20 protein-coding genes and 1 other RNA gene are annotated in these 23,072 nt (G+C 63.0%); 13 read left to right on the forward strand and 8 right to left on the reverse strand.

Going from position 1 to position 23,072, the window contains the following annotated elements:
• Positions 1 to 61 precede the first annotated feature (61 nt).
• The 4 genes from HNQ60_RS03565 to smpB all read right to left on the reverse strand — a co-directional run bounded on the left by HNQ60_RS03565 (position 62) and on the right by smpB (position 4,071).
• Positions 62 to 244, reverse strand: a complete 183-nt coding sequence (locus HNQ60_RS03565) for a hypothetical protein (RefSeq protein WP_184329627.1) — start codon at positions 242 to 244, stop codon at positions 62 to 64.
• Between the two features lie 573 nt (positions 245 to 817).
• Positions 818 to 1,171, reverse strand: a transfer-messenger RNA (tmRNA) gene (ssrA, locus tag HNQ60_RS03570).
• Positions 1,172 to 1,353: 182 nt separating this feature from the next.
• A complete protein-coding gene (locus HNQ60_RS03575; RefSeq protein WP_221303995.1) occupies positions 1,354 to 3,477 on the reverse strand; it encodes a PQQ-dependent dehydrogenase, methanol/ethanol family in 2,124 nt (707 codons plus the stop codon).
• A gap of 105 nt (positions 3,478 to 3,582) precedes the next feature.
• The gene (gene smpB / locus HNQ60_RS03580; protein ID WP_184329628.1) at positions 3,583 to 4,071 is read right to left on the reverse strand and encodes an SsrA-binding protein SmpB; all 489 of its coding nucleotides are present in this window, start codon (positions 4,069 to 4,071) and stop codon (positions 3,583 to 3,585) included.
• 34 nt (positions 4,072 to 4,105) lie between these two features.
• Between smpB and HNQ60_RS03585 the strand changes: the two genes are divergently transcribed.
• Both HNQ60_RS03585 and HNQ60_RS03590 read left to right on the forward strand, forming a co-directional pair.
• Positions 4,106 to 4,633, forward strand: coding sequence for a type II toxin-antitoxin system RatA family toxin (locus HNQ60_RS03585; protein ID WP_221303996.1), 528 nt, complete (start codon positions 4,106 to 4,108; stop codon positions 4,631 to 4,633).
• Entirely contained in the window at positions 4,614 to 4,919 is a 306-nt protein-coding gene (locus tag HNQ60_RS03590) for an RnfH family protein (RefSeq protein ID WP_184329629.1), read from the forward strand. The genes HNQ60_RS03585 and HNQ60_RS03590 overlap by 20 nt, the downstream gene beginning before the upstream one ends.
• On the opposite strand, the gene HNQ60_RS03595 is transcribed toward HNQ60_RS03590, so the two are convergent.
• Positions 4,916 to 5,284, reverse strand: a complete 369-nt coding sequence (locus tag HNQ60_RS03595; RefSeq protein WP_184329630.1) for an outer membrane protein assembly factor BamE — start codon at positions 5,282 to 5,284, stop codon at positions 4,916 to 4,918. The genes HNQ60_RS03590 and HNQ60_RS03595 overlap by 4 nt on opposite strands.
• 208 nt (positions 5,285 to 5,492) lie before the next feature.
• Between HNQ60_RS03595 and fur the strand changes: the two genes are divergently transcribed.
• Positions 5,493 to 5,933, forward strand: a complete 441-nt coding sequence (gene fur / locus HNQ60_RS03600) for a ferric iron uptake transcriptional regulator (RefSeq protein WP_184329631.1) — start codon at positions 5,493 to 5,495, stop codon at positions 5,931 to 5,933.
• Between the two features lie 13 nt (positions 5,934 to 5,946).
• Here fur and recN read toward each other — a convergent pair whose 3' ends face one another.
• Both recN and HNQ60_RS03610 read right to left on the reverse strand, forming a co-directional pair.
• Positions 5,947 to 7,659 (reverse strand): DNA repair protein RecN, encoded by a 1,713-nt coding sequence (recN, locus tag HNQ60_RS03605; protein ID WP_184329632.1) that lies wholly within the window; start codon positions 7,657 to 7,659, stop codon positions 5,947 to 5,949.
• 12 nt (positions 7,660 to 7,671) lie between these two features.
• On the reverse strand, positions 7,672 to 8,583 hold the full coding sequence (locus HNQ60_RS03610; protein ID WP_184329633.1) for an NAD(+) kinase: 912 nt from the start codon (positions 8,581 to 8,583) through the stop codon (positions 7,672 to 7,674).
• Positions 8,584 to 8,784: 201 nt separating this feature from the next.
• On the opposite strand from HNQ60_RS03610, the gene hrcA reads away from it, so the two are divergent.
• The 9 genes from hrcA (at position 8,785) to HNQ60_RS03655 (ending at position 20,268) form a co-directional block, all read left to right on the forward strand.
• On the forward strand, positions 8,785 to 9,846 hold the full coding sequence (gene hrcA / locus HNQ60_RS03615; RefSeq protein ID WP_184329634.1) for a heat-inducible transcriptional repressor HrcA: 1,062 nt from the start codon (positions 8,785 to 8,787) through the stop codon (positions 9,844 to 9,846).
• 142 nt (positions 9,847 to 9,988) lie between these two features.
• Entirely contained in the window at positions 9,989 to 10,495 is a 507-nt protein-coding gene (gene grpE / locus HNQ60_RS03620) for a nucleotide exchange factor GrpE (protein WP_184329635.1), read from the forward strand.
• A 189-nt stretch (positions 10,496 to 10,684) separates the two neighbouring features.
• A complete protein-coding gene (gene dnaK / locus HNQ60_RS03625; protein WP_184329636.1) occupies positions 10,685 to 12,622 on the forward strand; it encodes a molecular chaperone DnaK in 1,938 nt (645 codons plus the stop codon).
• A gap of 185 nt (positions 12,623 to 12,807) precedes the next feature.
• Complete coding sequence (gene dnaJ / locus HNQ60_RS03630; protein ID WP_184329637.1) at positions 12,808 to 13,938, forward strand: molecular chaperone DnaJ; 1,131 nt, start codon at positions 12,808 to 12,810, stop codon at positions 13,936 to 13,938.
• A 3-nt stretch (positions 13,939 to 13,941) separates the two neighbouring features.
• The gene (dapB, locus tag HNQ60_RS03635) at positions 13,942 to 14,763 is read left to right on the forward strand and encodes a 4-hydroxy-tetrahydrodipicolinate reductase (protein ID WP_184329638.1); all 822 of its coding nucleotides are present in this window, start codon (positions 13,942 to 13,944) and stop codon (positions 14,761 to 14,763) included.
• A gap of 165 nt (positions 14,764 to 14,928) precedes the next feature.
• Positions 14,929 to 16,107: a glutamine-hydrolyzing carbamoyl-phosphate synthase small subunit gene (carA, locus tag HNQ60_RS03640; protein WP_184329639.1), complete on the forward strand. Its 1,179-nt coding sequence runs from the start codon at positions 14,929 to 14,931 to the stop codon at positions 16,105 to 16,107.
• A gap of 23 nt (positions 16,108 to 16,130) precedes the next feature.
• Positions 16,131 to 19,355 (forward strand): carbamoyl-phosphate synthase large subunit, encoded by a 3,225-nt coding sequence (gene carB, locus HNQ60_RS03645; protein ID WP_184329640.1) that lies wholly within the window; start codon positions 16,131 to 16,133, stop codon positions 19,353 to 19,355.
• Complete coding sequence (greA, locus tag HNQ60_RS03650; RefSeq protein ID WP_184329641.1) at positions 19,352 to 19,828, forward strand: transcription elongation factor GreA; 477 nt, start codon at positions 19,352 to 19,354, stop codon at positions 19,826 to 19,828. Before carB ends, greA begins: the two co-directional genes overlap by 4 nt.
• A gap of 29 nt (positions 19,829 to 19,857) precedes the next feature.
• The gene (locus tag HNQ60_RS03655; RefSeq protein ID WP_184329642.1) at positions 19,858 to 20,268 is read left to right on the forward strand and encodes a DUF4149 domain-containing protein; all 411 of its coding nucleotides are present in this window, start codon (positions 19,858 to 19,860) and stop codon (positions 20,266 to 20,268) included.
• Here HNQ60_RS03655 and yhbY read toward each other — a convergent pair.
• Entirely contained in the window at positions 20,249 to 20,554 is a 306-nt protein-coding gene (gene yhbY / locus HNQ60_RS03660; protein WP_184329643.1) for a ribosome assembly RNA-binding protein YhbY, read from the reverse strand. The two genes, HNQ60_RS03655 and yhbY, sit on opposite strands and share 20 nt — an antisense overlap.
• A gap of 582 nt (positions 20,555 to 21,136) precedes the next feature.
• Here yhbY and ftsH point away from each other — a divergent pair.
• Positions 21,137 to 23,050 carry an ATP-dependent zinc metalloprotease FtsH gene (gene ftsH / locus HNQ60_RS03665; RefSeq protein ID WP_184329644.1) on the forward strand — a complete coding sequence of 638 codons (1,914 nt, stop codon included), beginning with the start codon at positions 21,137 to 21,139 and terminating at the stop codon, positions 23,048 to 23,050.
• The last annotated feature ends 22 nt before the right edge of the window (positions 23,051 to 23,072 follow it).

Genomic DNA, 23,072 nt, shown 5'->3' on the forward strand with positions numbered 1-23,072 from the left:
CGCGCCCAGCGTTTCTTCCGCTTCCGCAGAATTCAAGCGGGGGGCTGGTCGCCCCCGTCGGTCACGGCCAGCTGGGATCCGCCATGCTGGCCGCCAGGGCATCACGCAGCCGCTCCTGCGCGTCGCCGAGCTCACGATAGTGCTTCGTGCCCCAGACCTGCTCGATGGCTGAGTTGAGCGATCGCCAATCCTCTTTGCGAGCAATCTGCTCGAGTCGCTGACGCAAAGGGTGCCGATCTGGCATAGCGTGAATATCTGCTGGATCCGCCCCTGTCGGCCTTCCAGCGCGACGAGCATCTCCACGGTCGGTCGGGCTTCGCGATCCTCTCGCGGTCCCCGACCCTTGAGACAGTCCTCGTAGATGTCGATCAGCGCCTCGGCTTCGAACGGAAGGGGTCGCGACGCGCCCGCGCGCTCGGCTGACCGTCCACGTTCGAAGGAATCACCGAACGTACAGCCCCTGAGCGGTTGGACGCTGGCTAGGAAGGCCCGCACGAAGTTCGCGTTATCGGCGGCGATGCCGTCCTCGATCGTCTTGAGTTTGCTGCGAGGGTGCTTGCCTTCACCGCCGGCGGGTGTCTTTCACACATTGGACACCACCCGATAGCGACGGCGAACTAGGAGGGCGCCGATCGCCATGATGGCGAGCAGCAAGAAGGTCAGGACGCCGCGGTCCTGGGAATCGTCGACTGGATAGGGCATGGTCATCTCCGCTTGTGGGCTGAAAAATGCAACAGCGCCAAGCGCAGACGGGATGATGGTCGGCATGATGGGTAGCCCGCCGAAGCGGGCGTAACCAACTGATCTACAAGGGAAGTGGTGGAGGCGGCGGGAATCGAACCCGCGTCCGTAAGCACTACGCTACAAGATCTACATGCTTAGCCCATTCTTTAGTTCTCACCATGCGCTACCCGAAGGGCAGGGAAGACGCACAGCCAGCTTCAGTGTCGTTTAGCGATACAGCCTGGAGCACACTGGATCGCGAGCTTGTGAGCGCGTCCCCCGATTCTGGATGCACAAGCACATACCAGGCGAGGGTTAGGCGGGATTAAGCCGCCAGAGCGTAGTTGTCTTCGTTTGCAACTATAAAGTTTGTAAGCAGTTTTACGAGTTACTTACAACTCGGCATGCACCTGGAGTTTCGCCACCCACGTCGAAGCCGGTCGCCCCCAAGAGCAAGGGTAGTGTAGGGGCGGAACGCTCAAACGCAAGGGCGGAAAGCGCAGAAGTTTTCCACGGGGGACACGGGGAGCCGGGGGCAGATACATGCAGGCTTGACCCCCGTGATCCCCGTGCCCCCCGTGGAGATCTTCTTCTTCCGCGCTCGCTTCGCCGACCGCATGAAGCAGTCAGTTACTTCGCCGAGGCGAAATCCTGATTCGCCTTCCAGATGACGTATTGCCGCGCGGCGTCTGCATCGGCTTCGCTCAGGACAGGTGCGAAGCTGACCATGCCACGATCTTTGCGCGCGCCGTTGATCACGACTTCCTTCCACGCCGCTGCGTCGCGATTGATTGCAGACCAGCGCAGGTCGGGCAGCACGCCGCCGCCGACGGCGGAGTCGCCGTGACAGACGGAGCAATGCGTGTGATACACCGCAATGCCGTGCTCGATGAGTTTCTTGTCCTTCGATGCTTCGGGTGGCTGCACGGGAGCGGCGGCGGCAACCGGTTCCGGCAGTTGTCCGGTCGCGCCCAATTTGAAAGCAAGGACACGGCTGCGATTGATCGCGGGCCCGCCTTTGCGCGATGCGTCTCCGCCCGAGATGGCGTATGTGCCGCCCCAGCCGGCGACAACGACGACGTATTGTTCATCGCCGATCGCGTATGTCGCGGGAGCCGCGACGATTCCGGTTTGCGCCGGGAAGGACCACAGCTTCGTGCCGTCTGCCGCGTTGTACGCGACGAACTCTCCGCCGACGTTGCCCTGGAAGACGAGATTGCCCGCGGTCGACAGGATGCCGCCGTTCCATGCGCCTGGATGTTCGACGGTCCATCGCGCTTCCTGTTTCACGGGATCCCATGCCTTCAAGTAGCCGCGAACCGTGCTGAGTGCCGCGGCTTTCACCTGCGGATCATCCGGCATACGAACTGCCACTTTGTCGATGCCGATGTTGAATCCCATCGACTCGGGCTTGTACTTGCTGTCGTGCATGTACACGAACCCCACGTCCTGCGCGGGAATGTAGACGAGCCCTGTCTGCGGGCTGTACGACATCGGGTGCCAGTTGTGCGCGCCATACGGCCCGGGCATCGCGATGAACGGCATCTTGTGATCAGTGAATCGCGCTTCCTTCGTTTCGACCGGACGGCCTGTCTTCATGTCGATCTCGGTCGCCCAGTTCACCTGCACGAAAGGCTTCGCCGAGAGGAGGGCCCCGTTGGTGCGATCGATCACGTAGAAGAATCCGTTCTTCGGTGCCTGCATCAGCACCTTGCGCGGCTGACCTTCGAGCTCGATGTCCGCGAGGATGATGTGCTGGGTTGCGGTGAAGTCCCACGTTTCGCCCGGCGTCGACTGATAGTGCCAGGCGTATTCGCCGGTCTCGGGTTTGATCGCAACGATCGAGCTGAGATACAGGTTGTCGCCGCCGCCGGGGCTTCGATACTGCTGATTCCAGGGCGAGCCGTTGCCGACGCCGATATAAAGGAGATCGAGGTCGGGGTCGTAGGCCATCGAATCCCACACCGTGCCGCCGCCGCCGAGCTTCCACCATTCGCCGTTCCAGGTCTTGGCTGCCTTTTCCAGGTGAGCGCCTTCGAATGGTTTCGACGGGTCGCCCGGTACTGTGTAGAAGCGCCACAGCAATTTGCCGTCCGCGGGATCGTAAGCAGAGACGTAGCCGCGTACACCGAGCTCAGCGCCGCCGTTGCCGATGATCACCCTGTCTTTGACGATGCGCGGAGCGCCCGTGATCGTGTACGGCTGCGATTGATCAACGGTGACGACTGACCACACTTCCTTGCCGGTCGCCGCATCGAGAGCGATGAGGCGGCCGTCGAGTGCGCCGAGATACAGTCGGCCTTTGTGAGCCGCGACACCGCGATTCACAGTGTCGCAGCACGCTTTGACGCCGAATTCTCCCGGGACTCTCGGATCGTATTGCCACAGAAGTTTGCCGGTCGCGGCATCGATGGCCTGCACCTTGCTCCAGGCGCTCGTGGAGTACATGACGCCATCGATGATCAGCGGCGTTGCTTCCTGGCCGCGATGCGTGTCGAGGTCGAGCGACCACGCGAGACCGAGTTGCTTCACGGTCCCGGCGTTGATCCTGTCGAGCGGCGAGAAGCGCTGTTCGGAGTAAGTGCGTCCGTGGGTCAGCCAGTTCGCGGGATCGTTGTCCGCCTGGATGATTCGGACTGCATCCACTTTGGCGGCGGATGGAGGCGCCGCGGCTTCGGTGGTTTCCGGTGCTTTGTTCTGACACGCGGAGCAGACAACTACGGCCAGCAGGCTGGCAAGCGCTCTCTTCGTCACGACGGTCCCCCGATGTGGGCTTGGACCGTGCCGGCCCGTACCCGTTTTTCTAGTCGGGGTCACGATACCGCCGGCAGGGGACTCCGGCAACGGGGGAGAATGGAATCAGCGCGAGTGCTTCATCAGCCGCGACTTCTCGCGCTGCCAGTCACGCTCGCGAGAGGTGTCGCGCTTGTCGTGTTCCTTCTTGCCCTTGGCGAGTCCGAGACGCAGCTTGACCTTGCCGTTCTTCCAATACAGCTCGAGCGGAATCAGCGTGTAGCCGCGACGCTCGACCGCACCGATCAGGCGGCTGAGTTCGGCGCGATTGAGCAGGAGCTTGCGAGTACGGATCGGATCCGGGATCACGTGAGTGGACGCGGTCGGCAGTGCCGATATGTGCGCCCCGAACATGAACGCCTCGCCATCCTTCAGGAAGACGTAGGCTTCCTTGATCTGCGCCCGGCCGGCACGCAGGCTCTTGACCTCCCATCCCATCAGCGACAGGCCGGCTTCATACGTCTCTTCGATGAAGTAGTCGTATCGCGCACGGCGATTGTCCGCGATGAGCGGATTGTCGTCCGATTTGGCCTTTTTGCCTTGCTTCGCGTTCATAGGGGTCGCGGATTGTAGCCGCACGGGCGCACTCATGACGAAAATAGTGCCCGCAAAGGAGTGCCAGTGCGGCAGCGGCAAAGTACGATCGCGCCGTCATCCGCCATTGTCAGCTTCCATGCGTCACGTCGAGCGCAGCGCGCTGGTTCCTTACACACCCGCCCAGATGTTCGCGCTCGTCTCGGACATCGAGCGGTATCCGGATTTCGTGCCCTGGGTTTCCGCGGCCCGGTTGATCGAACGCACGGACAAAGAAGTCATCGGCGAGCTCGAGATGGAGCGGTCGGGGCTCAAAGAGAAGTTCACGACGCGCAACATCCTGAGTCCCCCGGACAGCATGGAGCTGCGGCTCGTGAACGGTCCGTTCAAATTGCTCGAGGGTCGCTGGAGTTTCGAGCCGATCGGGGAGCGGGGTACGCGCATCGGCCTGTCGATCCGGTTCGAGTTCGCCAATCCGATGCTCTCCCTGATGTTGTCGAAGACGTTCGAAAAGAGCTGCGCGCAGCTGGTTGATTCGTTCGTCGCGCGTGCCCGTGCCGTCTATGGAACCAGCAACGCCTGATCAGATTTCCGTGCGTGTCGTGTACGCGTTGCCCGAGCGGCAATCGATCGTCACGGTTCGAATCGCGGAGGGGAGCAGCGTGATCGACGCTGTGCGGAAATCGGGCTTGCTGGAGCGATATCCCGACGCGGCGCGAGTGCCGCTCAATGTTGCGATCTTCGGGCGGGTCGTCGCGGTGGAGGAGCGATTGCGCGATGGCGATCGGGTCGAGATCCTGCGGCCGCTGATCGTCGATCCCAAGCAGGCGCGCCGACAGGCAGCGGCGCGCACGAAGCCGAAGTCCTAGCTCGCCTTCTCCGCGGTCTGAGCTGTCGCCGCGCCATCCTTTTCCGAGGCTTTGTCGGAGCGATCCACCCGCACGACCTTGTCTTCCTCGAAGTAGACCGTGAACTGGCGATGGATGGGGTCGGCCAGCCGGCCTCTCTTCAGGTAATAGATATAGTCCCAGCGCTGCGTCTCGAAGGGGTCCGCGACCATCGGCGTTCCGAGCAGGGCACGGACCTGAACGCGAGTCATTCCGACCGCAACGCGATCGACGTCCTTCGGTTCGAGGAAGTTGCCCTGCTGGATGTCGATGCGGTGCACGCATCCCGCGCCGCCAATCAGTGCGGTCGTCAGCAATGCGGCAACGATCAGCTTGCGTGCGGTCATTCGATCAACCTCGAACTCGATCGCCGCCTGCGCCATTTTCGGGGTGGAGCAGCTGCGGCGGGTGCGTGATAATGCGGCCGGCATGATACTCAAAAGCGCGTTGGCGCGCTGCTGCCGGCCGTTTGCGGTGTAGCCCCAGACGCCGCCTCACATGCAATTTGCGGCGTTGCCTTAGGGCAAAGACACGGGAATCGAGAGGATCAGACACGTGGAAAGCAACGATCTGCGCCGGGCCGGACTCAAAGTCACCCTGCCGCGCATCAAGATTCTGGAGATTCTCGGCACGGCGCAGCCGCGCCACATGAGTGCTGAAGATATCTACAAGCATCTCCTCGAATCCCACGAAGACATCGGCCTCGCCACCGTCTATCGCGTGCTGACCCAGTTCGAGGCGGCGGGCCTCGTGACCCGGCACCATTTCGAAGGCACGACGGCTGTCTTCGAGCTGAACGAGGGCGAGCATCACGATCACATCGTCTGTCTGGACTGCGGCCGCGTCGAAGAGTTCATGGACGCGGGCATCGAGGCGCGTCAGAAAGAGATCGCGGGCAAGTTCGGCTACCAGCTCGTGGATCACTCCATGATCCTGTACGGACGCTGCAAGCGGCCGGGCTGTCCGTCCCACGACAACCCCCGCACGAAGTCTTGATCAGTTGGCCTGATCAGCGGGATTTTCGTTTCGCGCGTCCGGCCGGACGGGCCGGCGTTGCGGTGACCTGAAGCATTTCCGCTGCGTGCGCCCGGGCCCGGTCGGTGATGTCGACACCGCCCAGCATGCGTGCGATTTCTTCCACGCGCTCGCTCATCGTCAGCGGATGCAGCGACGTTCGCGTCGTCTTGCCGTCCGTCAGTTTGCTGACACGCACATGGCCATGTGCCTGGCTCGCGACCTGCGGCAGATGCGTCACGCAAAGCACCTGCGTGCGATCTCCCAGAGTCCGCAGCTGTCGTCCGACGATCTCGGCCACACCGCCACCAACACCGGCGTCGACTTCGTCGAAGACCAGGCAGGGCAGGGTTTCGGTTTGCGCGGCAGCAACCTGAATCGCCAGGCTGATACGCGAGAGCTCACCGCCTGAGGCGACCTTCGCCAACGGTCGCGGCGGCTGACCGGGGTTGGCGCTGACTAAGAATTCGATGTCGTCGGCGCCGTACTGCGTTGCGTCTTCCGGCGCGAGCGCCGTGATCTGCACCTGGAATTTTCCGCCCGGCATGCCGAGGGTCTGCATCAACGCACTGACACGTTCGCTCAAGTCTTTCGCGGCGGCCTTGCGTGCGGTGCTCAGTTTCGTGCAGGCGCTTTGAAAGCGCCTGGCGGCTTCCTTCAATCGCGCTTCGATGCTCTCGAGCGACGCCTCCAGCTTCTCCAGGCGCTCGAGCTCTTCGGTGAGCTCCGCTTGCGTCGCAATGAGCGCCGCCGGTTCGACTCGATGCTTGCGTGCCAGGGTTTCGATCGCCGCCAGTCGCTGCTCGACCCATTCCTGCCGACCGGGGTCCGCGTCGAGGCTGGATTCGTACCGTTCGACGGACTCGACGCCTTCACGCAGCGCAATCAGCGATTCGTCGATGAGTCGCGCAATGGGGGTGAACTGCGGGTCCAGATCGCCCAGTGTTCGTGCAATGGTCAGTGCACGCGAGACGGACTGCTCGGCACTGACGTCTTCCGTTTCGCGCAGCAACTGAACGATGTTGCGGGCGCCTTCCGCGAGCTTGCCGCGTTGGGAAAGCCGCACGCTTTCAGCAGCGAGCTCATCGATCTCGCCGGCCTTGAGATCGAGCGCGTTCAGCTCGGTCAGGTGGTATCGCAGCATTTCCAGGCGCGCATCGCGATCCTTGGCGGACGCAGCGGCTTCGTCGCGTTCCTGGCGCAGCGAATTCATCGTGCGCCACTGTTCGGTGACGGCGCGCACCAGCGGATCGTAGTCGCCATTCCGATCGAGCAGGTCGCGCTGCGCAGCGCGGCGCATGAGCGACTGGTATTCCATCTGGCCATGAACGTCGAGCAGCGTTTCGCCGAGCTGCCGCAGTGATTGAACCGACATCGATTGTCCGTTCACGTAGCCGCGCGAACGACCATCGCTGCCGACGACACGCCTCAGGACACATTCGCCGTCGTGCTCGATCGCTTGTTCGTTGAGCCAATCGAGGGCCGCGCTGTTGCCTTCCACGCCGAATGTCGCGGAAACCTCCGCGCGTTCGGTTCCATGCCGGACGACTTCAGCGCCGGCGCGGCCGCCGGCCGCGACGAGCAGTGCGTCGACGAGAATGGACTTGCCGGCGCCGGTTTCGCCGGTGAGGACGGTCAGGCCATTACCCAGTTCCAGTTCGACAGCATCGATGATCGCGAAATCGCGTATCTGTATATGAGTGAGCACGCAGCGTTCCTGTCAGTCCGTGGCACTGCCCGGCATCATGCGATCGCCCCGGCCCCAGCGAAGCTTGGAGCGGAGGATTCTGTAGTAGTCGTGATCGGGCGGATGCAGGAGCGTGACATTCGAGCTGGCGCGTGTCACCACGAGGCGATCGCCCACGAGCAGTTCGCCGAGCGAGACGCCGTCGCAGATCACCTGGGCATTCGCATCGGGCCGCTCGACGAGTCGCACTTCGATCGACGAGGAACTGCGGATCACGATCGGCCGGTCTGACAGCGTATGTGGACAGATCGGCGCGAGAACGACGGCGTCGAGTTCCGGGTACAGGATCGGGCCGCCGCAGGAAAGTGCGTAAGCGGTCGATCCGGTCGCGGTTGCGATGACGAGGCCGTCGCCGCCGTGACTGTTGACATACCGGCCGTCGATCCAGGTTTCGAAATCGAGCATTCGCCCGGTCTGCCATTTCTGGACGACGACATCGTTCAGTGCCTGGCTTTCGGCTACTTCAGTTCCGCGGATCAGCTTCGCTTGCAGCATCGCGCGGTTGTCCTTCACGTAACGCCCTTCGAGGACGTCGTCGAGCCGCTCGCGAATGTCCGCCGGGCTGATGTCCGCAAGGAAGCCGAGGCGACCGCGGTTCACACCCAGCACCGGAATGCCGTAAGGCGCAGCGAGCCGGGCAGCATTCAGCATCGTGCCATCGCCGCCGACCGCGACGATCAGCTCGACTTCGCTGCCGAGGGTCTGTTCCGGATGGCGCTCGATCGGCAGGGATCCGAAATCGACTTCGGTGTCCGAACCGAGCAGGACGCGTCGCTTGCGGCTGTGCAGATGAGCCGCAAGGATCAGGATCGATTCGCTCACCCGCGCATCCTGATGATTGCCGACGAGAGCGATGGATTTGAATTGCTGCGGAGCGGGTGACATGGCGCTCCTTTTAGCATGCGGCAGTAACCGCCGTGCACTCACAATGTGGGCCAGAAGAGGACGTGGCAAGGTGGGAGCGACGTCGCTTGACACGGCGACCGGCCGTGCTAGTTTCGCCGCGCATCCCGCGAATGGATGCAAAAAACCTTCTGTCACATGGGTTTGACGGTTCCGGTGCTTCGAGAGTGCTTCGATAGATAGATGAGCCCAGAGACTGGCGAAGACCTCCTGAACGAACGCGCCCAGCAGCTGCTGAAGCGACTGGTCGAGCATTACATTCGTGACGGCCAGCCCGTGGGGTCGCGTACGCTGTCGCGCGACGTCGGATTGACGTTGAGCGCCGCGACGATCCGCAACGTCATGGCGGATCTCGAAGCGCTGGGATTCGTGACATCCCCGCACACCTCGGCCGGACGCGTGCCGACCGACAAGGGCTACCGCTTCTTCGTCGATACGCTGCTCAAGTACGAGCCGCTCGAGCAGGCGAAGGTCGTGCAGATCCAGAGCCACCTGGGTGAGCACGTCGACAATCCCAAGGCACTGGTCGCTGCCGCATCGCGGATGCTTTCGAGCGTGACGCGGATGGCCGGTGTGGTGACGCTTCCGAGGCAGAGCCACGCCGCGCTCAGCCAGATCGAGTTCATTCCGCTCTCCGACAACCGCGTCCTCGCGGTCCTCGTGGTCAACGGCCGCGAGGTCCAGAACCGGATCCTGCAGCTCGAACGCCGGTACTCGGCCGACGAGTTGCGCCGTGCATCGAACTACTTGAACCAGGAACTGGCCGGCAAGGAGTTGAGCGTCATCCGGGATCACCTGGTCGCCCAGCTCAAGGAAACCCGCGAGACCCTCAATCAGCTGATGCTCGATGCGATCCTGCTCGCGCAGCAGGTCGTCGACGTTCCGCCGGCCACGGGCAGGATGGAATACGTCATGGCGGGCGAGACCAATCTGATGAACTTCGCGGAGCTGTCCAGCGTCGAGAAGCTGCGGCGCCTGTTCGATGCCTTCACCCAGCAGCGGGACATTCTCAATCTGCTGGACAACAGCCTGCGGGCCGAAGGCGTGCAGATCTTCATCGGCCACGAATCCGGCCACACCATCCTGGACGATTGCAGTATCGTCACGGCCCCGTACACGCTGGACCAGGAAGTCGTCGGGGTGCTGGGGGTCATCGGACCGACGCGGATGGCTTACGAACGGGTCATCCCCATCGTCGATATCACCGCGAAACTGCTGGGTTCTGCGCTGAACCAGCGGTCTTGAATTCGCGGCGCCCAGCCGCAGATTCCCAACAATGAGACTTCCGGCCGCCACGGCCGCGAACGAGTATTGCCCGGGCCCGCAGGGGGCGTCGGATTTGCTTCGTGACCAGATCTGTCTTGTGATTTTGAGGAGATGAGCAGACATGACCGCTGAGTTCCCGCCCTCCGACCAGGCGCCCGCAGGCGTCGACGTCGCGGCCTTGCAGGCTTCCCTCGAAGCGGCCGAGGGTCGCGCCCTGGAGAGCAAAGACCTGTACATGCGCGCGCTCGCCGAGCTGGAAAATGTGCGCAAGCGTTCTGCCCGAGAGGTCGAGCAGGCCCACAAGTTCGCCATCGACCGTTTCGCCAATGACCTGGTCGCCGTGAAGGACAGCCTCGAGCTCGGCGTCGATGCCGCGGGCACGATCGACACGCTCCGGGCGGGCAGCGAAGCGACGCTGAAACTTCTCAGCAAGGCCTTCGAGAAGGCCGGCGTCGTCGAGATCTCTCCCCAGGGCGAAATGTTCAACCCGGAGCTGCACGAGGCCATGGTGGCCCAGCCCTCCGCGGAGCACGTGCCGAATTCCGTTTTGCAGGTCGTGCAGAAGGGCTACCAGCTCAACGGTCGCCTGTTGCGTCCGGCCCGCGTCATCGTGGCGCGCGAGCCGTGATTTCTGGCATGAAATATCAATGAGTTACGGATCATTCCTGAAGCATTGCAGCTCCAGGAAACCGGCGCCGAAGTCACCGCACTTTGTTGCGATCGTGCCTTGAAACGCTGCGGCCGATCCGCATCTAGTTGGCCAGTTATTCCAGTTTCGTATCTTTGAATTCGAACGCTTTCTTAGGAGTTGTGGACCATGGGTAAAGTCATCGGCATCGATCTCGGCACGACGAACTCGTGCGTCGCGATCATGGAAGGCGGCAAGCCGCGTGTGATCGAGAACAGCGAAGGTGATCGCACCACGCCGTCGATCGTCGCCTTCACCAAGGACGAGGAAGTGCTGGTCGGCCAGTCGGCCAAGCGCCAGGCCGTCACCAATCCCCAGAACACCCTGTTCGCCATCAAGCGTCTGATCGGCCGTCGCTTCGAAGACGACGTCGTGCAGAAGGACGTCGGCATGGTTCCGTACAAGATCGCGAAGGCCGACAACGGCGATGCCTGGGTCGAAGTGCAGGGCAAGAAGATGGCGCCGCCGGAAGTCTCGGCGCGCGTGCTCATGAAGATGAAGAAGACGGCCGAGGATTTCCTCGGCGAGCCGGTGACCGAAGCTGTCGTCACCGTGCCTGCGTACTTCAATGATTCGCAGCGCCAGGCGACGAAGGACGCCGGCCGCATCGCTGGCCTGAACGTGAAGCGCATCATCAACGAGCCGACGGCGGCTGCGCTCGCGTACGGCATGGACAAGCAGGGCGGCGACCGCAAGATCGCGGTGTACGACCTGGGCGGCGGCACGTTCGATATCTCCATCATCGAAGTCGCGGACGTCGACGGTGAGCGCCAGTTCGAAGTGCTCGCGACCAACGGCGACACGTTCCTCGGCGGCGAGGACTTCGACAAGATCATCATCGACTACCTCGGCGAAGAGTTCAAAAAGGAAAGCGGCGTCGACGTGCGTCGTGATCCGCTCGCCCTGCAGCGCCTGAAGGAAGCCGCGGAGAAGGCGAAGATCGAGCTGTCGTCGAGCCAGCAGACCGAAGTGAACCTGCCGTACATCACGGCGGACGCGTCGGGTCCGAAGCACCTCAACATCAAGCTCACCCGCGCCAAGCTCGAGTCGCTCGTCGAGGTGCTGGTTCAGCGCACGATCGAGCCGTGCAAGATCGCGGTGAAGGATGCCGGTCTCGCGCTGAAGGATATCTCCGAGGTCATCCTGGTCGGCGGTCAGACCCGCATGCCGCTCGTGCAGAAGGCCGTGAAGGATTACTTCGGCCAGGAGCCGCGCAAGGACGTGAACCCCGATGAAGCGGTCGCCGTGGGCGCCGCGATTCAGGGCGGCGTGCTCTCCGGTGAAGTGAAGGACGTGCTGCTCCTCGACGTGACGCCGCTGTCGCTGGGTATCGAAACCCTCGGCGGCGTGCTGACCAAGCTGATCGAGAAGAACACCACGATTCCGACCAAGGCGAATCAGACGTTCTCGACGGCCGACGACAACCAGGGCGCCGTGACCATTCACGTGCTCCAGGGTGAGCGTCAGCGCGCCGTCGACAACAAGTCGCTGGGCCAGTTCAACCTCGAAGGCATTCCGCCGGCTCCCCGCGGCATGCCGCAGATCGAAGTCACGTTCGACATCGATGCGAACGGCATCCTGAACGTGTCGGCGAAGGACAAGGCCACCGGCAAGGAACAGAAGATCGTCATCAAGGCGTCGAGCGGTCTGTCCGACGACGACATCAAGCGGATGGTCGCGGATGCCGAGTCGCACGCCGAAGAGGATCGCAAGTTCCGCGAGCTCGTCGAGTCGCGCAACAAGGCCGATGCGCTGATCCATCAGAGCGAGAAGGCGATGAAGGATCTGGGCGAGAAGGTGCAGGCGGCCGATCGCGCGAAGATCGAATCGGCGGTGTCGGACCTCAAGAAGGCGATCGGCGGCGACGACAAGGACATCATCGACAAGAAGGCTGCGGCGCTGGCTGAAGCTTCGGGCGCGATTGCACAGCAGGCCTACGCACAGGCAAACGCCGGTGCTTCGGCGGAAGGTGCCGCGTCCGGCGGTGCGGGTCAGGCCGGCGGCAAGCAGGACGACGTCCTGGACGCCGAGTTCGAAGAGGTCAAGGACAAGAAGGCCGGCAACTGATAAAACCGGTTGGCCGTTGACGGTTGACGGTCGATGGCCAGAATAGACGTGAGTCCCTCTCCTGTTTCGACGGGAGAGGGATTTTTTGCAAAGGCTGATGCGGAAATGAAACTACAACAGACTGGCTCCGGGCGGTTTGCATCCGGCCGTCCACCATCAACCGTCCGTCGTCAACACGAAGTCTGATGTCCAAGCGCGACTACTACCTCGTCCTCGAGGTTTCCCGAACGGCGACCGAGGCCGAGCTCAAGAAGGCCTATCGTCGCCTGGCGATGAAGTATCACCCGGACCGCAATCCGGACGATCACGAGGCCGAAGAGAAATTCAAGGAAGCGAAAGAAGCCTATGAGGTCCTGACGGACGCTCAGAAGCGCGCCATCTACGATCAGCACGGCCACGAGGGACTCGCGGCACGTGGTGGCGGCGGCGGGTTCGGTGCGGGCGATGCCTTCAGCGATATTTTCGGTGATGTGTTCGGCGACATCTTCGGCGGCGGACGCCGCGGCGGACGCCAGCAGGTGTTTCGCGGAGCCGACCTTCGCTACGACCTCGAACTCGATCTCGAACAGGCCGTGTTCGGCCACGACTCCACCGTCGAATTCACCACGCTGGGTGAGTGTGAGCCCTGCAAAGGCAGCGGCGCCGCACCCGGTTCCAAGGCCGCAACCTGCGAGACTTGCAATGGTGTTGGCCAGGTTCGCATGCAGCAAGGCTTCTTCGCTGTTCAGCAGACGTGCCCGCGATGCAAGGGGCGTGGCCAGATCATCACGCAGCCCTGCGACAGCTGCCTCGGGCAGGGTCGCCTCCGGCGCAGCAAGACTCTCTCGGTCAAGGTCCCGCCCGGTGTCGACAATGGCGACCGGATTCGTCTGGCGGGCGAGGGCGAGGCAGGGCGCAACGGTGGCCCGGCCGGCGATCTGTATGTCGAGATCCGCGTTCGCGAGCATGCGATCTTCGAACGCGACGGCAGCCATCTTTCGTGCGAAGTCCCCGTGAGTTTCGTTACGGCTGCCCTGGGGGGCACGGTCGAAGTCCCGACGCTCGGCGGCAACGTCGAACTGAAGGTCCCGAACGAAACGCAGTCAGGTCGCGTATTCCGCTTGCGCGAGAAGGGCGTGAAGCCTGTGCGCGGCGGGGCGGTCGGCGATCTGTTCTGCCGCATCGTCGTCGAGACGCCCGTGAATCTCACCGAGGAACAGCGCGAGATGCTCAGGCAGTTCGACTCGACGATGCGCACGAGCTCGCACAACCACAGTCCGCGCGAGCGCACCTGGCTCGACGGCGTGAAGCGTTTCTTCGGCACGATGAGAAGCTGACCGATGACGAATCCCGCCCTGCGTGTTGCGATTCTCGGTGTCAGCGGTCGGATGGGGCGCGCGCTGCTGTCTGCAATCGATGAAAGACCGGAAGCGAAGCTCACGGGAGCCAGCGCATCGCCTTCCAGCCAGTGGAATGGCAAGGATGCCGGCGAACCTTTCGGCAGCACGCGTCGCGGAGTGACGATCAGTGGCGACGTCGCGCTCGCCATTCGCGACGCTGATGTGGCGATCGACTTCACGCTGCCGGAAGCGACGGCCGGCAACCTGCGCGCTTGCGTGGCTGCCGGACGCCCGGTGGTCATTGGCACGACAGGTCATGACGAAGCGGCTCGCCAGGAAATCGCTCGGGCGGCCGAGAGAATCCCGGTCATCAGCGCTCCGAACATGAGCCTCGGCGTGAACCTGTTGCTGAAGCTCGTTGAAATGACTGCAGCCAGGCTGGACGCCGGCTACGACATCGAGATCTTCGAGGCCCACCATCGCAACAAGAAGGATGCGCCGTCAGGGACTGCGCTCGCGCTCGGCCGGTCGGCGGCGCAGGGACGCGGGGTGTCTCTGGATGCCGTGGCCGAGATGGCGCGCGAAGGCAATACAGGCGCCCGCGGTCGTGGCGCCATCGGATTCTCGGTATTTCGCGGCGGGGACGTAGTGGGCGACCACACAGTGACGTTCGCAGGCATCGGCGAGCGCATTGAATTGACGCATCGCGCCAGCGACCGCATGGCTTTCGCGCGGGGCGCAGTCGCCGCGGCGGCTTGGCTCGCGGGACGCAAGCCGGGCCTGTACTCGATGCAGGACGTGCTTGGATTGAATGACCGGTGAGATGAAGCCGCTGTTATGTGCATGCGGGTTTTTCTTCTTCCCTCACCTGACTCACTCGCGTAGACTGCCGCCTTCAGCACGTGGCGATATTTTTGTTCAGCGGGATGGGCCAAGCCTTTCCCGCTGTTCGCGTACGCGCCTGAAATTCACTGATTAGGAGCTGATGTGACAACACCAGCTGTACTCGCGCTTGAGGACGGTACGGTTTTCTCTGGCCGCTCGATCGGCGCAAAGGGCAATACGACGGGCGAGGTGGTTTTCAATACCGCCATGACCGGCTATCAGGAGATCCTGACCGATCCCTCGTATTGCAGACAGATTGTCACTCTCACATACCCGCACATCGGCAACACCGGCGCCAATCCCGAGGATCTGGAAGCCGCGTCGATCTATGCCGCGGGGTTGATCATTCGCGATCTGCCCGAAGTGCACGCCAACTGGCGTTCGGCGGAGTCCCTCGAGAGTTTCCTGCAGAAGGGCAAAGTCGTCGCGATCGCCGACATCGACACTCGCAAGCTCACGCGAATCCTCCGGGAGAAGGGCGCGCTGGCCGGCTGCATCATGACGGGCGAGAAAGCGGACGCGAACGCGGCGGTTCACGCCGCACGCAAATTCCCCGGCCTGAAAGGCATGGACCTCGCGAAGGTCGTCTCCACCAAGAAGACCTACCAGTGGAACGAGGGCACGAACTGGGCGCTGGAGCAGGGGCCCAAGGCTCGCCCGGGTCAGCGCGTCCACGTCGTCGCTTACGACTTCGGTATCAAGCGCAACATCCTGCGCTCCCTGTCCGACTACGGCTGCCGCGTCACTGTGGTGCCGGCGCAGACGCCCGCTGAAAAAGTGCTGGCTCTGAATCCGGACGGCATCTTCCTGTCGAATGGCCCCGGCGATCCGGAGCCGTGCACCTACGCGATCGAGGCGATCCGCAAGTTCCTGGAAACGGACATTCCCGTTTTCGGTATCTGCCTGGGCCACCAGCTGCTCGGCCTCGCGAGCGACGCCAAGACCGTGAAGATGAAGTTCGGGCACCACGGCGCGAATCATCCGGTGCTCGATATCGGGACCGGCCGCGTGCTGATCTCCAGCCAGAACCATGGTTTCGCCGTCGACGAGACCACGCTCGGTCAGAACGTGAAGGTGACGCACAAGTCGCTCTTCGACGGCTCCCTGCAAGGCATCGAGCGCACCGATCGACCGGCTTTCAGCTTCCAGGGACATCCGGAAGCGAGCCCGGGCCCGCACGAAGTGCGCGCTCTGTTCGGCAAGTTCGTCTCGATGATCAATGAACGACTGAATGCGCAGACCGCGGCGAAGGACGCCTCGCGTCGTGTCGCTGAACGCTGATTGCCACTACATCAAGAGTTGAGATGCCCAAGCGTACCGACATCCAGAGCATCCTGATCATTGGCGCCGGCCCGATCGTCATCGGCCAGGCGTGCGAGTTCGATTATTCAGGCGCGCAGGCCTGCAAAGCGCTCAAGGAGGAGGGCTACCGCGTCATCCTGGTGAACTCCAATCCGGCGACCATCATGACGGACCCGGAAACGGCGGATGTCATCTACATCGAGCCGGTCAACTGGCGCGCCGTCGAACGCATCATCGAGAAAGAGAAGCCCGACGCGCTGCTGCCCACGATGGGTGGCCAGACGGCGCTCAACTGCGCGCTCGACCTCGTGCGCGAAGGTGTGCTCGAGAAGCACGGCGTCGAGCTGATCGCCGCTTCGCGCGAAGCGATCGACATGGCTGAGGATCGCGAACGTTTCCGCAACGCGATGCGCGAGATCGGCCTCGAATCGCCGCGATCCCGGATCGCTCACAGCATGGAAGAGGCGCTCGCGGCCCAGGCCGAGATCGGCTTTCCGACCGTCATTCGTCCGTCGTTCACAATGGGCGGCTCGGGCGGCGGCATTGCCTACAACCGCGAAGAGTTCGAACAGATCGTCGAGCGCGGTCTCGACGCTTCGCCAACGAGCGAAGTGCTGCTCGAAGAGTCGGTGATCGGCTGGAAGGAATTCGAGATGGAAGTGGTCCGCGACCGCGCGGACAACTGCATCATCATCTGCTCGATCGAGAACTTCGATCCGATGGGCGTGCACACGGGCGACTCGATCACCGTCGCGCCAGCACAGACGCTGACGGACAAGGAATATCAGCGCATGCGCAACGCATCCATCGCGGTGCTGCGCAAGATCGGCGTCGAATGCGGCGGCTCGAACGTCCAGTTCGCGGTCAGCCCGGACGACGGACGGCTGCTGGTCATCGAGATGAATCCGCGCGTGTCGCGATCCTCGGCGCTGGCTTCGAAGGCCACCGGATTCCCGATCGCGAAGGTCGCCGCGAAGCTTGCGGTGGGCTACACGCTAGATGAGCTGAAGAACGACATCACCGGCGGTGCCACGCCGGCGTCGTTCGAGCCGACCATCGACTACGTCGTCACGAAGATCCCGCGTTTCACGTTCGAGAAATTCCCCGGCGCCAACGATCGCCTGACGACGCAGATGAAGTCGGTCGGCGAAGCAATGGCGATCGGTCGCACGTTCCAGGAATCGCTGCAGAAGGCGCTGCGCAGCCTCGAGACCGGCGCGGACGGCCTCGATCCGATCGTCAAGCTCCCGCTCAGCGATGAAGAGCGTCAGCGCGTTCGCGAAGAACTGCGCATGCCGGGGCCACATCGCATCCGCTACGCCGCCGATGCCCTGCGCGCCGGCTGGTCGCTGGAAGAGGTCTACTCGCTTTCGAAGATCGATCGCTGGTTCCTCGCGCAGATCGCCGACCTGATTCGCGAGGAACAAACGGTGCAGGCCAAAGGGTTGGAAGCATTCGATCGCGACCGCGTCCGGACGCTCAAGCGCAAGGGATTCTCCGATCGCCGTCTTGCGACGCTGCTGGGTATCGATGAGGCCAGTGTTCGCCGGCGCCGCACGACGTTCGGTGTGCGGCCCGTCTACAAGCGCGTCGACACCTGCGCCGCGGAGTTCGCAACTTCCACCGCGTACATGTATTCGACGTACGACGAGGAGTGCGAGTCCAATCCGTCCGACCGCAAGAAGATCATGATCCTGGGCGGCGGGCCCAACCGGATCGGGCAGGGCATCGAATTCGATTACTGCTGTGTCCACGCCGCGCTCGCGCTTCGTGACGCCGGCTACGAAACCATCATGGTCAACTGCAATCCGGAGACGGTGTCGACCGACTACGACACGTCGGATCGCCTGTACTTCGAGCCGCTGACGTTTGAAGACGTGATGGAGATCATAGAGAAGGAGAAGCCGGCCGGCGTGATCGTGCAGTACGGCGGCCAGACGCCGCTGAAGCTGTGCCGCGCGCTCGAAGCGGCAGGCGCACCGATCATCGGTACGACGCCCGATGCCATCGACGTTGCGGAAGACCGCGAACGTTTCCAGCAGCTCGTACAGAACCTCGGCCTCAAGCAGCCGCCGAACTGTACCGCGCGGACCGAAGACCAGGCGATCACGATGTCGAAGACGATCGGCTTCCCGCTCGTCGTGCGGCCTTCGTACGTCCTGGGCGGACGCGCGATGGAGGTCGTCTTCAACGAAGACGATCTGCGCATATACATGACGGACGCGGTGAAGGTGTCGAACGACAGCCCCGTGCTGCTCGACAGGTTCCTCGACCTCGCGATCGAAGTGGACGTCGACGCGATCTGCGACGGCGAGGACGTTTTCATCGGCGGAATCATGGAGCACGTCGAACAGGCGGGCGTCCATTCCGGCGACTCGGCATGTTCACTGCCGCCCAACAGCCTGAGTGAGGAGCTGCAGACCGAACTGCGTGAGCAGACGCGGAAGCTCGCTCGTGGGCTCAACGTCGTTGGTCTGATGAACATCCAGTTCGCGATCCAGAACGGGATCGTCTACATCCTGGAAGTGAATCCGCGTGCCTCCCGCACGGTGCCGTTCGTGTCGAAGGCAACGGGCGTGCCGATCGCAAAAATGGCCGCGCGCGTGATGTCGGGCAGCAAGCTCAAGGAGCTTGGACTGACCACCGAGCGCGTGCCGAAGTTCTTCTCGGTCAAGGAAGCCGTCTTCCCGTTCGCGAAATTCCCCGAGTCCGATCCGATCCTCGGACCGGAAATGAAGTCGACGGGCGAAGTGATGGGCACGGGTCGTTCGTTCGGCGAAGCCTACGCGAAGGCGCAGCTTGCGTCGGGCGTGACGTTGCCGACGCGCGGCGTCTGCCTGATCAGCGTGCGTGAGCGCGACAAGCCGTCCGCAGTGATGCTTGCCCGCCGACTCGTCGCGCAGGGATTCGAGATCGTGGCGACCGAGGGCACGGCGAAAGCGATTACGGATGCCGGTATTGCGTGCCGTCGCGCGAACAAGGTTCGCGAGGGTCGGCCGCACATCGTCGACATGATCAAGAACGATGAGATTTCGCTGATCGTCAACACGACGGAAGGCAAGCAGGCCATCTTCGAATCGCGCTCCATCCGGCGCGAAGCGGTCCACAAGCGAGTGACCTACTACACGACGGTGACGGCAGGTCTCGCCACCTGCGACGCCATCGCACACATCAACGAGACGGACGTGAACCGTCTCCAGGATCTGCATCAAGAGGTGGCATCGTGAAGCGGATGCCTTTGACGTTGAAGGGCGCGGAGCGCCTGCGGGCCGAGTTGAAGCGCCTCAAGACCGAGGATCGTCCGCGCGTCATCCAGGCGATCGCGGAAGCGCGCAGTCATGGCGACCTGAGCGAAAACGCGGAGTACCACGCCGCACGCGAACAGCAGAGCTTCATCGAAGGGCGGATCAAGGACGTCGAGGCCCACCTGTCGAACTCCGAGATCATCGACATCACCCGCGTCGTCGCGAACGGCAAGGTCGTCTTCGGCGCGACGGTCAACCTGGAAGACCAGGATGACGGCAACAAGGTGGTCTACCAGATTGTTGGAGACGCCGAGGCCGACATCAAGAACGGCTGGATTTCCGTGTCCTCCCCCATCGCGCGCGCGCTCGTCGGCAAGTCCGAGGGAGATATCGTCGACGTCGTGGCGCCGAACGGCACTCGTTCCTACGAGATCATGTCGGTCAAATACGTCTGACCGCGATCCCGGCGGCGGTAAGGTCCACGATGCTGTCCCGCGCGGCCTTTATCCTCGTTGCCTTCTGGGCAGGCAGCCTCTGGACGATCTGCGGCATCGTCGCTCCTTCCTTGTTCGCCATCCTCGAAGACCGCCGGCTTGCCGGGCAACTGGCTGGTCGTTTCTTCCACATCGAAACCTGGATCGGCGTCGGGATCGGCGGGTTGCTGCTCGTGCTGAGCTTTGCCGGAAAGATCACGGTGCCGCGGCTGTGGGTTGCGCTGGCCGCCGGCTTCCCGCTGGCGAGCTACCTGATTCTGGGGCCGCTGATGTCTCAGGCTCGCGCCGCGGGAGATATGGCGCGGTTCGGCATGTTGCACGGCGTCTCGGCCGTGCTGTTCCTTGGCGCCTGCCTGAGCGTGCTGGTATTGCTCTGGAAGCTCAGTCGGCCGGCAGGATGATCTTCGGCTTGTCCTTGTGGGGTCGATAGAAGACCCCGACGTTCCCGATCCGCTGCACCAGGGTGCTCGTCGTCTGCCGGGTCAGCTGTTCGAAGATCGCATCGCGTTCCTCGCGATCCCCGACCCGGGCGCGCACCTTCACGAGCTCGTGGGCGGAGAGGGCGGTATCCAGTTCTTTCGTCACGCCCTCTGACAGTCCGCCCTGACCGATCAGGACGATCGGGTCGCGACTGTGGGCGAGGCCGCGCAGATGCTTGCGCTGCTTTTCCGAGAGCGTTTTCGTCATTCCTGCCAGGGTCCTGCGAAGCGGGGCCGTAACGTATCAAATCGATCGATGGTCCGCTGTCCAAGTCAGCCGTTGCCTCATCCCGCGGATCGCGCAAGTGCTGTAGTTAAGGGGGGCGTTGTCTTGCAATGCCGGAGATCGTCCCCACCCTGTCGGGCATGACCGTTCGACTGGCCCCACGACTGCTGCATCTGCCTGAACCGGAAATGGATTTTCGCATTACGGCGGCAGAGGACGTCGGGTCTGCCGGAAAGCCTGCGCCGTGAGGTCAGTCAGCCGACGCGGGGCTGCTGATCATCCCGGTCGCGGAGGCGCGGACAACCGGCAGAAAGTCGGCGTTCGGCGCTTTGACGGCGACTTCGCAGGATCTGTGACCGGTTCTGGCTTTGGCGGCGGAGAATGTAGTAGTGTCAAACGCATACGCCATTCTTTTGCGGATGCTTTTTGCGTCAGCCCGACCCGCCCGCCGTCGCGAGTAGTTCGAGTGCATGAACTCGCTGCGAATGTCCCCGCAGATGTATTGAGTGTTTGAGCTGACCGCCTCCTTAAGCATTTCGAGAGAAGGTTTCTGAGGAATCGACCTTGAACGACCTTGCCAAGAACATAGTCCTCTGGATCGTCATCGCCGTGGTCGTCGCTACGGTCGTGAGCAACTTCAGCACGCGCGCCGGTGCGGATGCGCCGCTCAAGTACTCGGCGTTCCTCGAAGAGGTCCGGACCGGAAGCGTCGACGAAGTCACCTTCAAGGGCGACCAGCTCAAGGGCACGCGCAAGAACGGCGAGAAGTTCATCGTCAACAATCCCGAGACCGATTACACCGACCTGATCGGTGCGCTCGAGAAGGCGAACATCACTTTCAGCAAGGAACCGGCCGAACGGCAGTCCCTGCTCACCCAGCTCCTGATTTCCTCGTTCCCGATCCTGCTGCTCATCGCAGTCTGGGTCTACTTCATGCGCCAGATGCAGGGAGGAGCGGGCGGCCGTGGGGCGATGTCCTTCGGCAAGAGCCGGGCCCGATTGCTGGGAGAGGACCAGGTGCAGGTCACGTTCGCCGACGTCGCTGGTGTCGACGAGGCGAAGGAAGAAGTGGTCGAGATCGTCGAGTTCCTCAAGGACCCGGCCAAGTTCCAGCGCCTCGGCGGCAAGATTCCGCGCGGCGTGCTGATGGTGGGCTCGCCCGGTACCGGCAAGACGCTGCTCGCCCGCGCCATCGCTGGTGAAGCGAAGGTGCCGTTCTTCACGATCTCGGGCTCCGACTTCGTCGAAATGTTCGTCGGCGTCGGCGCCTCACGCGTCCGCGACATGTTCGAGCAGGCCAAGAAGCATGCTCCGTGCATCATCTTCATCGACGAAATCGATGCCGTGGGTCGTCATCGCGGCGCCGGCCTCGGCGGCGGTCACGATGAGCGTGAGCAGACCCTCAACCAGCTGCTCGTCGAAATGGACGGCTTCGAAGGCACGGAAGGTGTGATCGTCATTGCCGCGACGAATCGCCCCGACGTGCTCGATCCGGCGTTGCTGCGTCCGGGCCGCTTCGATCGCCAGGTCGTGGTGCCGCTGCCCGATGTCCGCGGTCGCGAACAGATCCTCAAGGTTCACATGCGCAAGCTGCCGCTGGCGGAAGACGTTCGCCCGCAGGTCATTGCGCGCGGCACGCCGGGATTCTCGGGCGCTGATCTCGCGAACCTCGTGAACGAGGCCGCGCTGTTCGCTGCCCGCGCCAACCGCCGCACCGTCTCGATGGACGAGTTCGAGCGCGCCAAGGACAAGATCATGATGGGCGCCGAGCGCCGCTCCATGGTGATGGACGACCAGGAGAAGAAGCTCACCGCGTATCACGAGGCGGGTCACGCCATCGTCGGTCTGTCGGTGCCCGAGCACGATCCGGTCTACAAGGTCACGATCATTCCTCGCGGCCGTGCGCTGGGTGTCACGATGTTCCTGCCCGAGCAGGACCGCTACAGCATCAGCAAGCGCCGCCTCGAGAGCAAGATCGCGACGCTGTTCGGCGGCCGTCTCGCCGAAGAGATGATCTTCGGGCCGGAGTCGGTGACCACCGGCGCATCGAACGACATCGAGCGTGCGACCGAGATCGCCCGCAACATGGTGACTCGCTGGGGTCTGTCCGACCGCCTCGGTCCGCTCACGTACAGCGAAGAATCGGGTGAAGTGTTCCTGGGTCGCTCCGTGACCCAGCACAAGCATGTTTCGGATGTGACCGCGCATGCGATCGATGAAGAGGTCCGCAGCCTCATCGATTCGAACTACAAGCATGCGAAGAGCATTCTCGAGAAGCACCTCGACAAGCTGCACAAGATGGCCGAAGCGCTGATCAAGTTCGAGACCATCGATGAGAATCAGATCAAGGACATCATGCAGGGTCGCGATCCGCAGCCGCCCGCGGGCTGGGACGACAATGCGCCACCGATGGGCAAGAGTCGCGATCGCGGCGAAACGCCCGAATCGCCGATCGGCAAGCCGGCCAGCCAGCACTAACGAGGTCCGGACCACTTCAGTC

Origin of the sequence: Povalibacter uvarum (genome assembly GCF_014202975.1) — a bacterium.
In the GTDB taxonomy this organism is placed as follows: Bacteria; Pseudomonadota; Gammaproteobacteria; order Steroidobacterales; family Steroidobacteraceae; genus Steroidobacter; species Steroidobacter uvarum.

Excerpts from the sequence above, each read along its gene's own strand:
- HNQ60_RS03565 (WP_184329627.1), bottom strand. The coding sequence starts at position 244 with ATGCCAGATCGGCACCCTTTGCGTCAGCGACTCGAGCAGATTGCTCGC.
- smpB (WP_184329628.1), bottom strand. The coding sequence starts at position 4,071 with ATGAACGCGAAGCAAGGCAAAAAGGCCAAATCGGACGACAATCCGCTC.
- HNQ60_RS03585 (WP_221303996.1), top strand. The coding sequence starts at position 4,106 with ATGACGAAAATAGTGCCCGCAAAGGAGTGCCAGTGCGGCAGCGGCAAA.
- HNQ60_RS03590 (WP_184329629.1), top strand. The coding sequence starts at position 4,614 with ATGGAACCAGCAACGCCTGATCAGATTTCCGTGCGTGTCGTGTACGCG.
- HNQ60_RS03595 (WP_184329630.1), bottom strand. The coding sequence starts at position 5,284 with ATGACCGCACGCAAGCTGATCGTTGCCGCATTGCTGACGACCGCACTG.
- HNQ60_RS03610 (WP_184329633.1), bottom strand. The coding sequence starts at position 8,583 with ATGTCACCCGCTCCGCAGCAATTCAAATCCATCGCTCTCGTCGGCAAT.
- hrcA (WP_184329634.1), top strand. The coding sequence starts at position 8,785 with ATGAGCCCAGAGACTGGCGAAGACCTCCTGAACGAACGCGCCCAGCAG.
- grpE (WP_184329635.1), top strand. The coding sequence starts at position 9,989 with ATGACCGCTGAGTTCCCGCCCTCCGACCAGGCGCCCGCAGGCGTCGAC.
- dnaK (WP_184329636.1), top strand. The coding sequence starts at position 10,685 with ATGGGTAAAGTCATCGGCATCGATCTCGGCACGACGAACTCGTGCGTC.
- dnaJ (WP_184329637.1), top strand. The coding sequence starts at position 12,808 with ATGTCCAAGCGCGACTACTACCTCGTCCTCGAGGTTTCCCGAACGGCG.
- dapB (WP_184329638.1), top strand. The coding sequence starts at position 13,942 with ATGACGAATCCCGCCCTGCGTGTTGCGATTCTCGGTGTCAGCGGTCGG.
- carB (WP_184329640.1), top strand. The coding sequence starts at position 16,131 with ATGCCCAAGCGTACCGACATCCAGAGCATCCTGATCATTGGCGCCGGC.
- HNQ60_RS03655 (WP_184329642.1), top strand. The coding sequence starts at position 19,858 with ATGCTGTCCCGCGCGGCCTTTATCCTCGTTGCCTTCTGGGCAGGCAGC.
- yhbY (WP_184329643.1), bottom strand. The coding sequence starts at position 20,554 with ATGACGAAAACGCTCTCGGAAAAGCAGCGCAAGCATCTGCGCGGCCTC.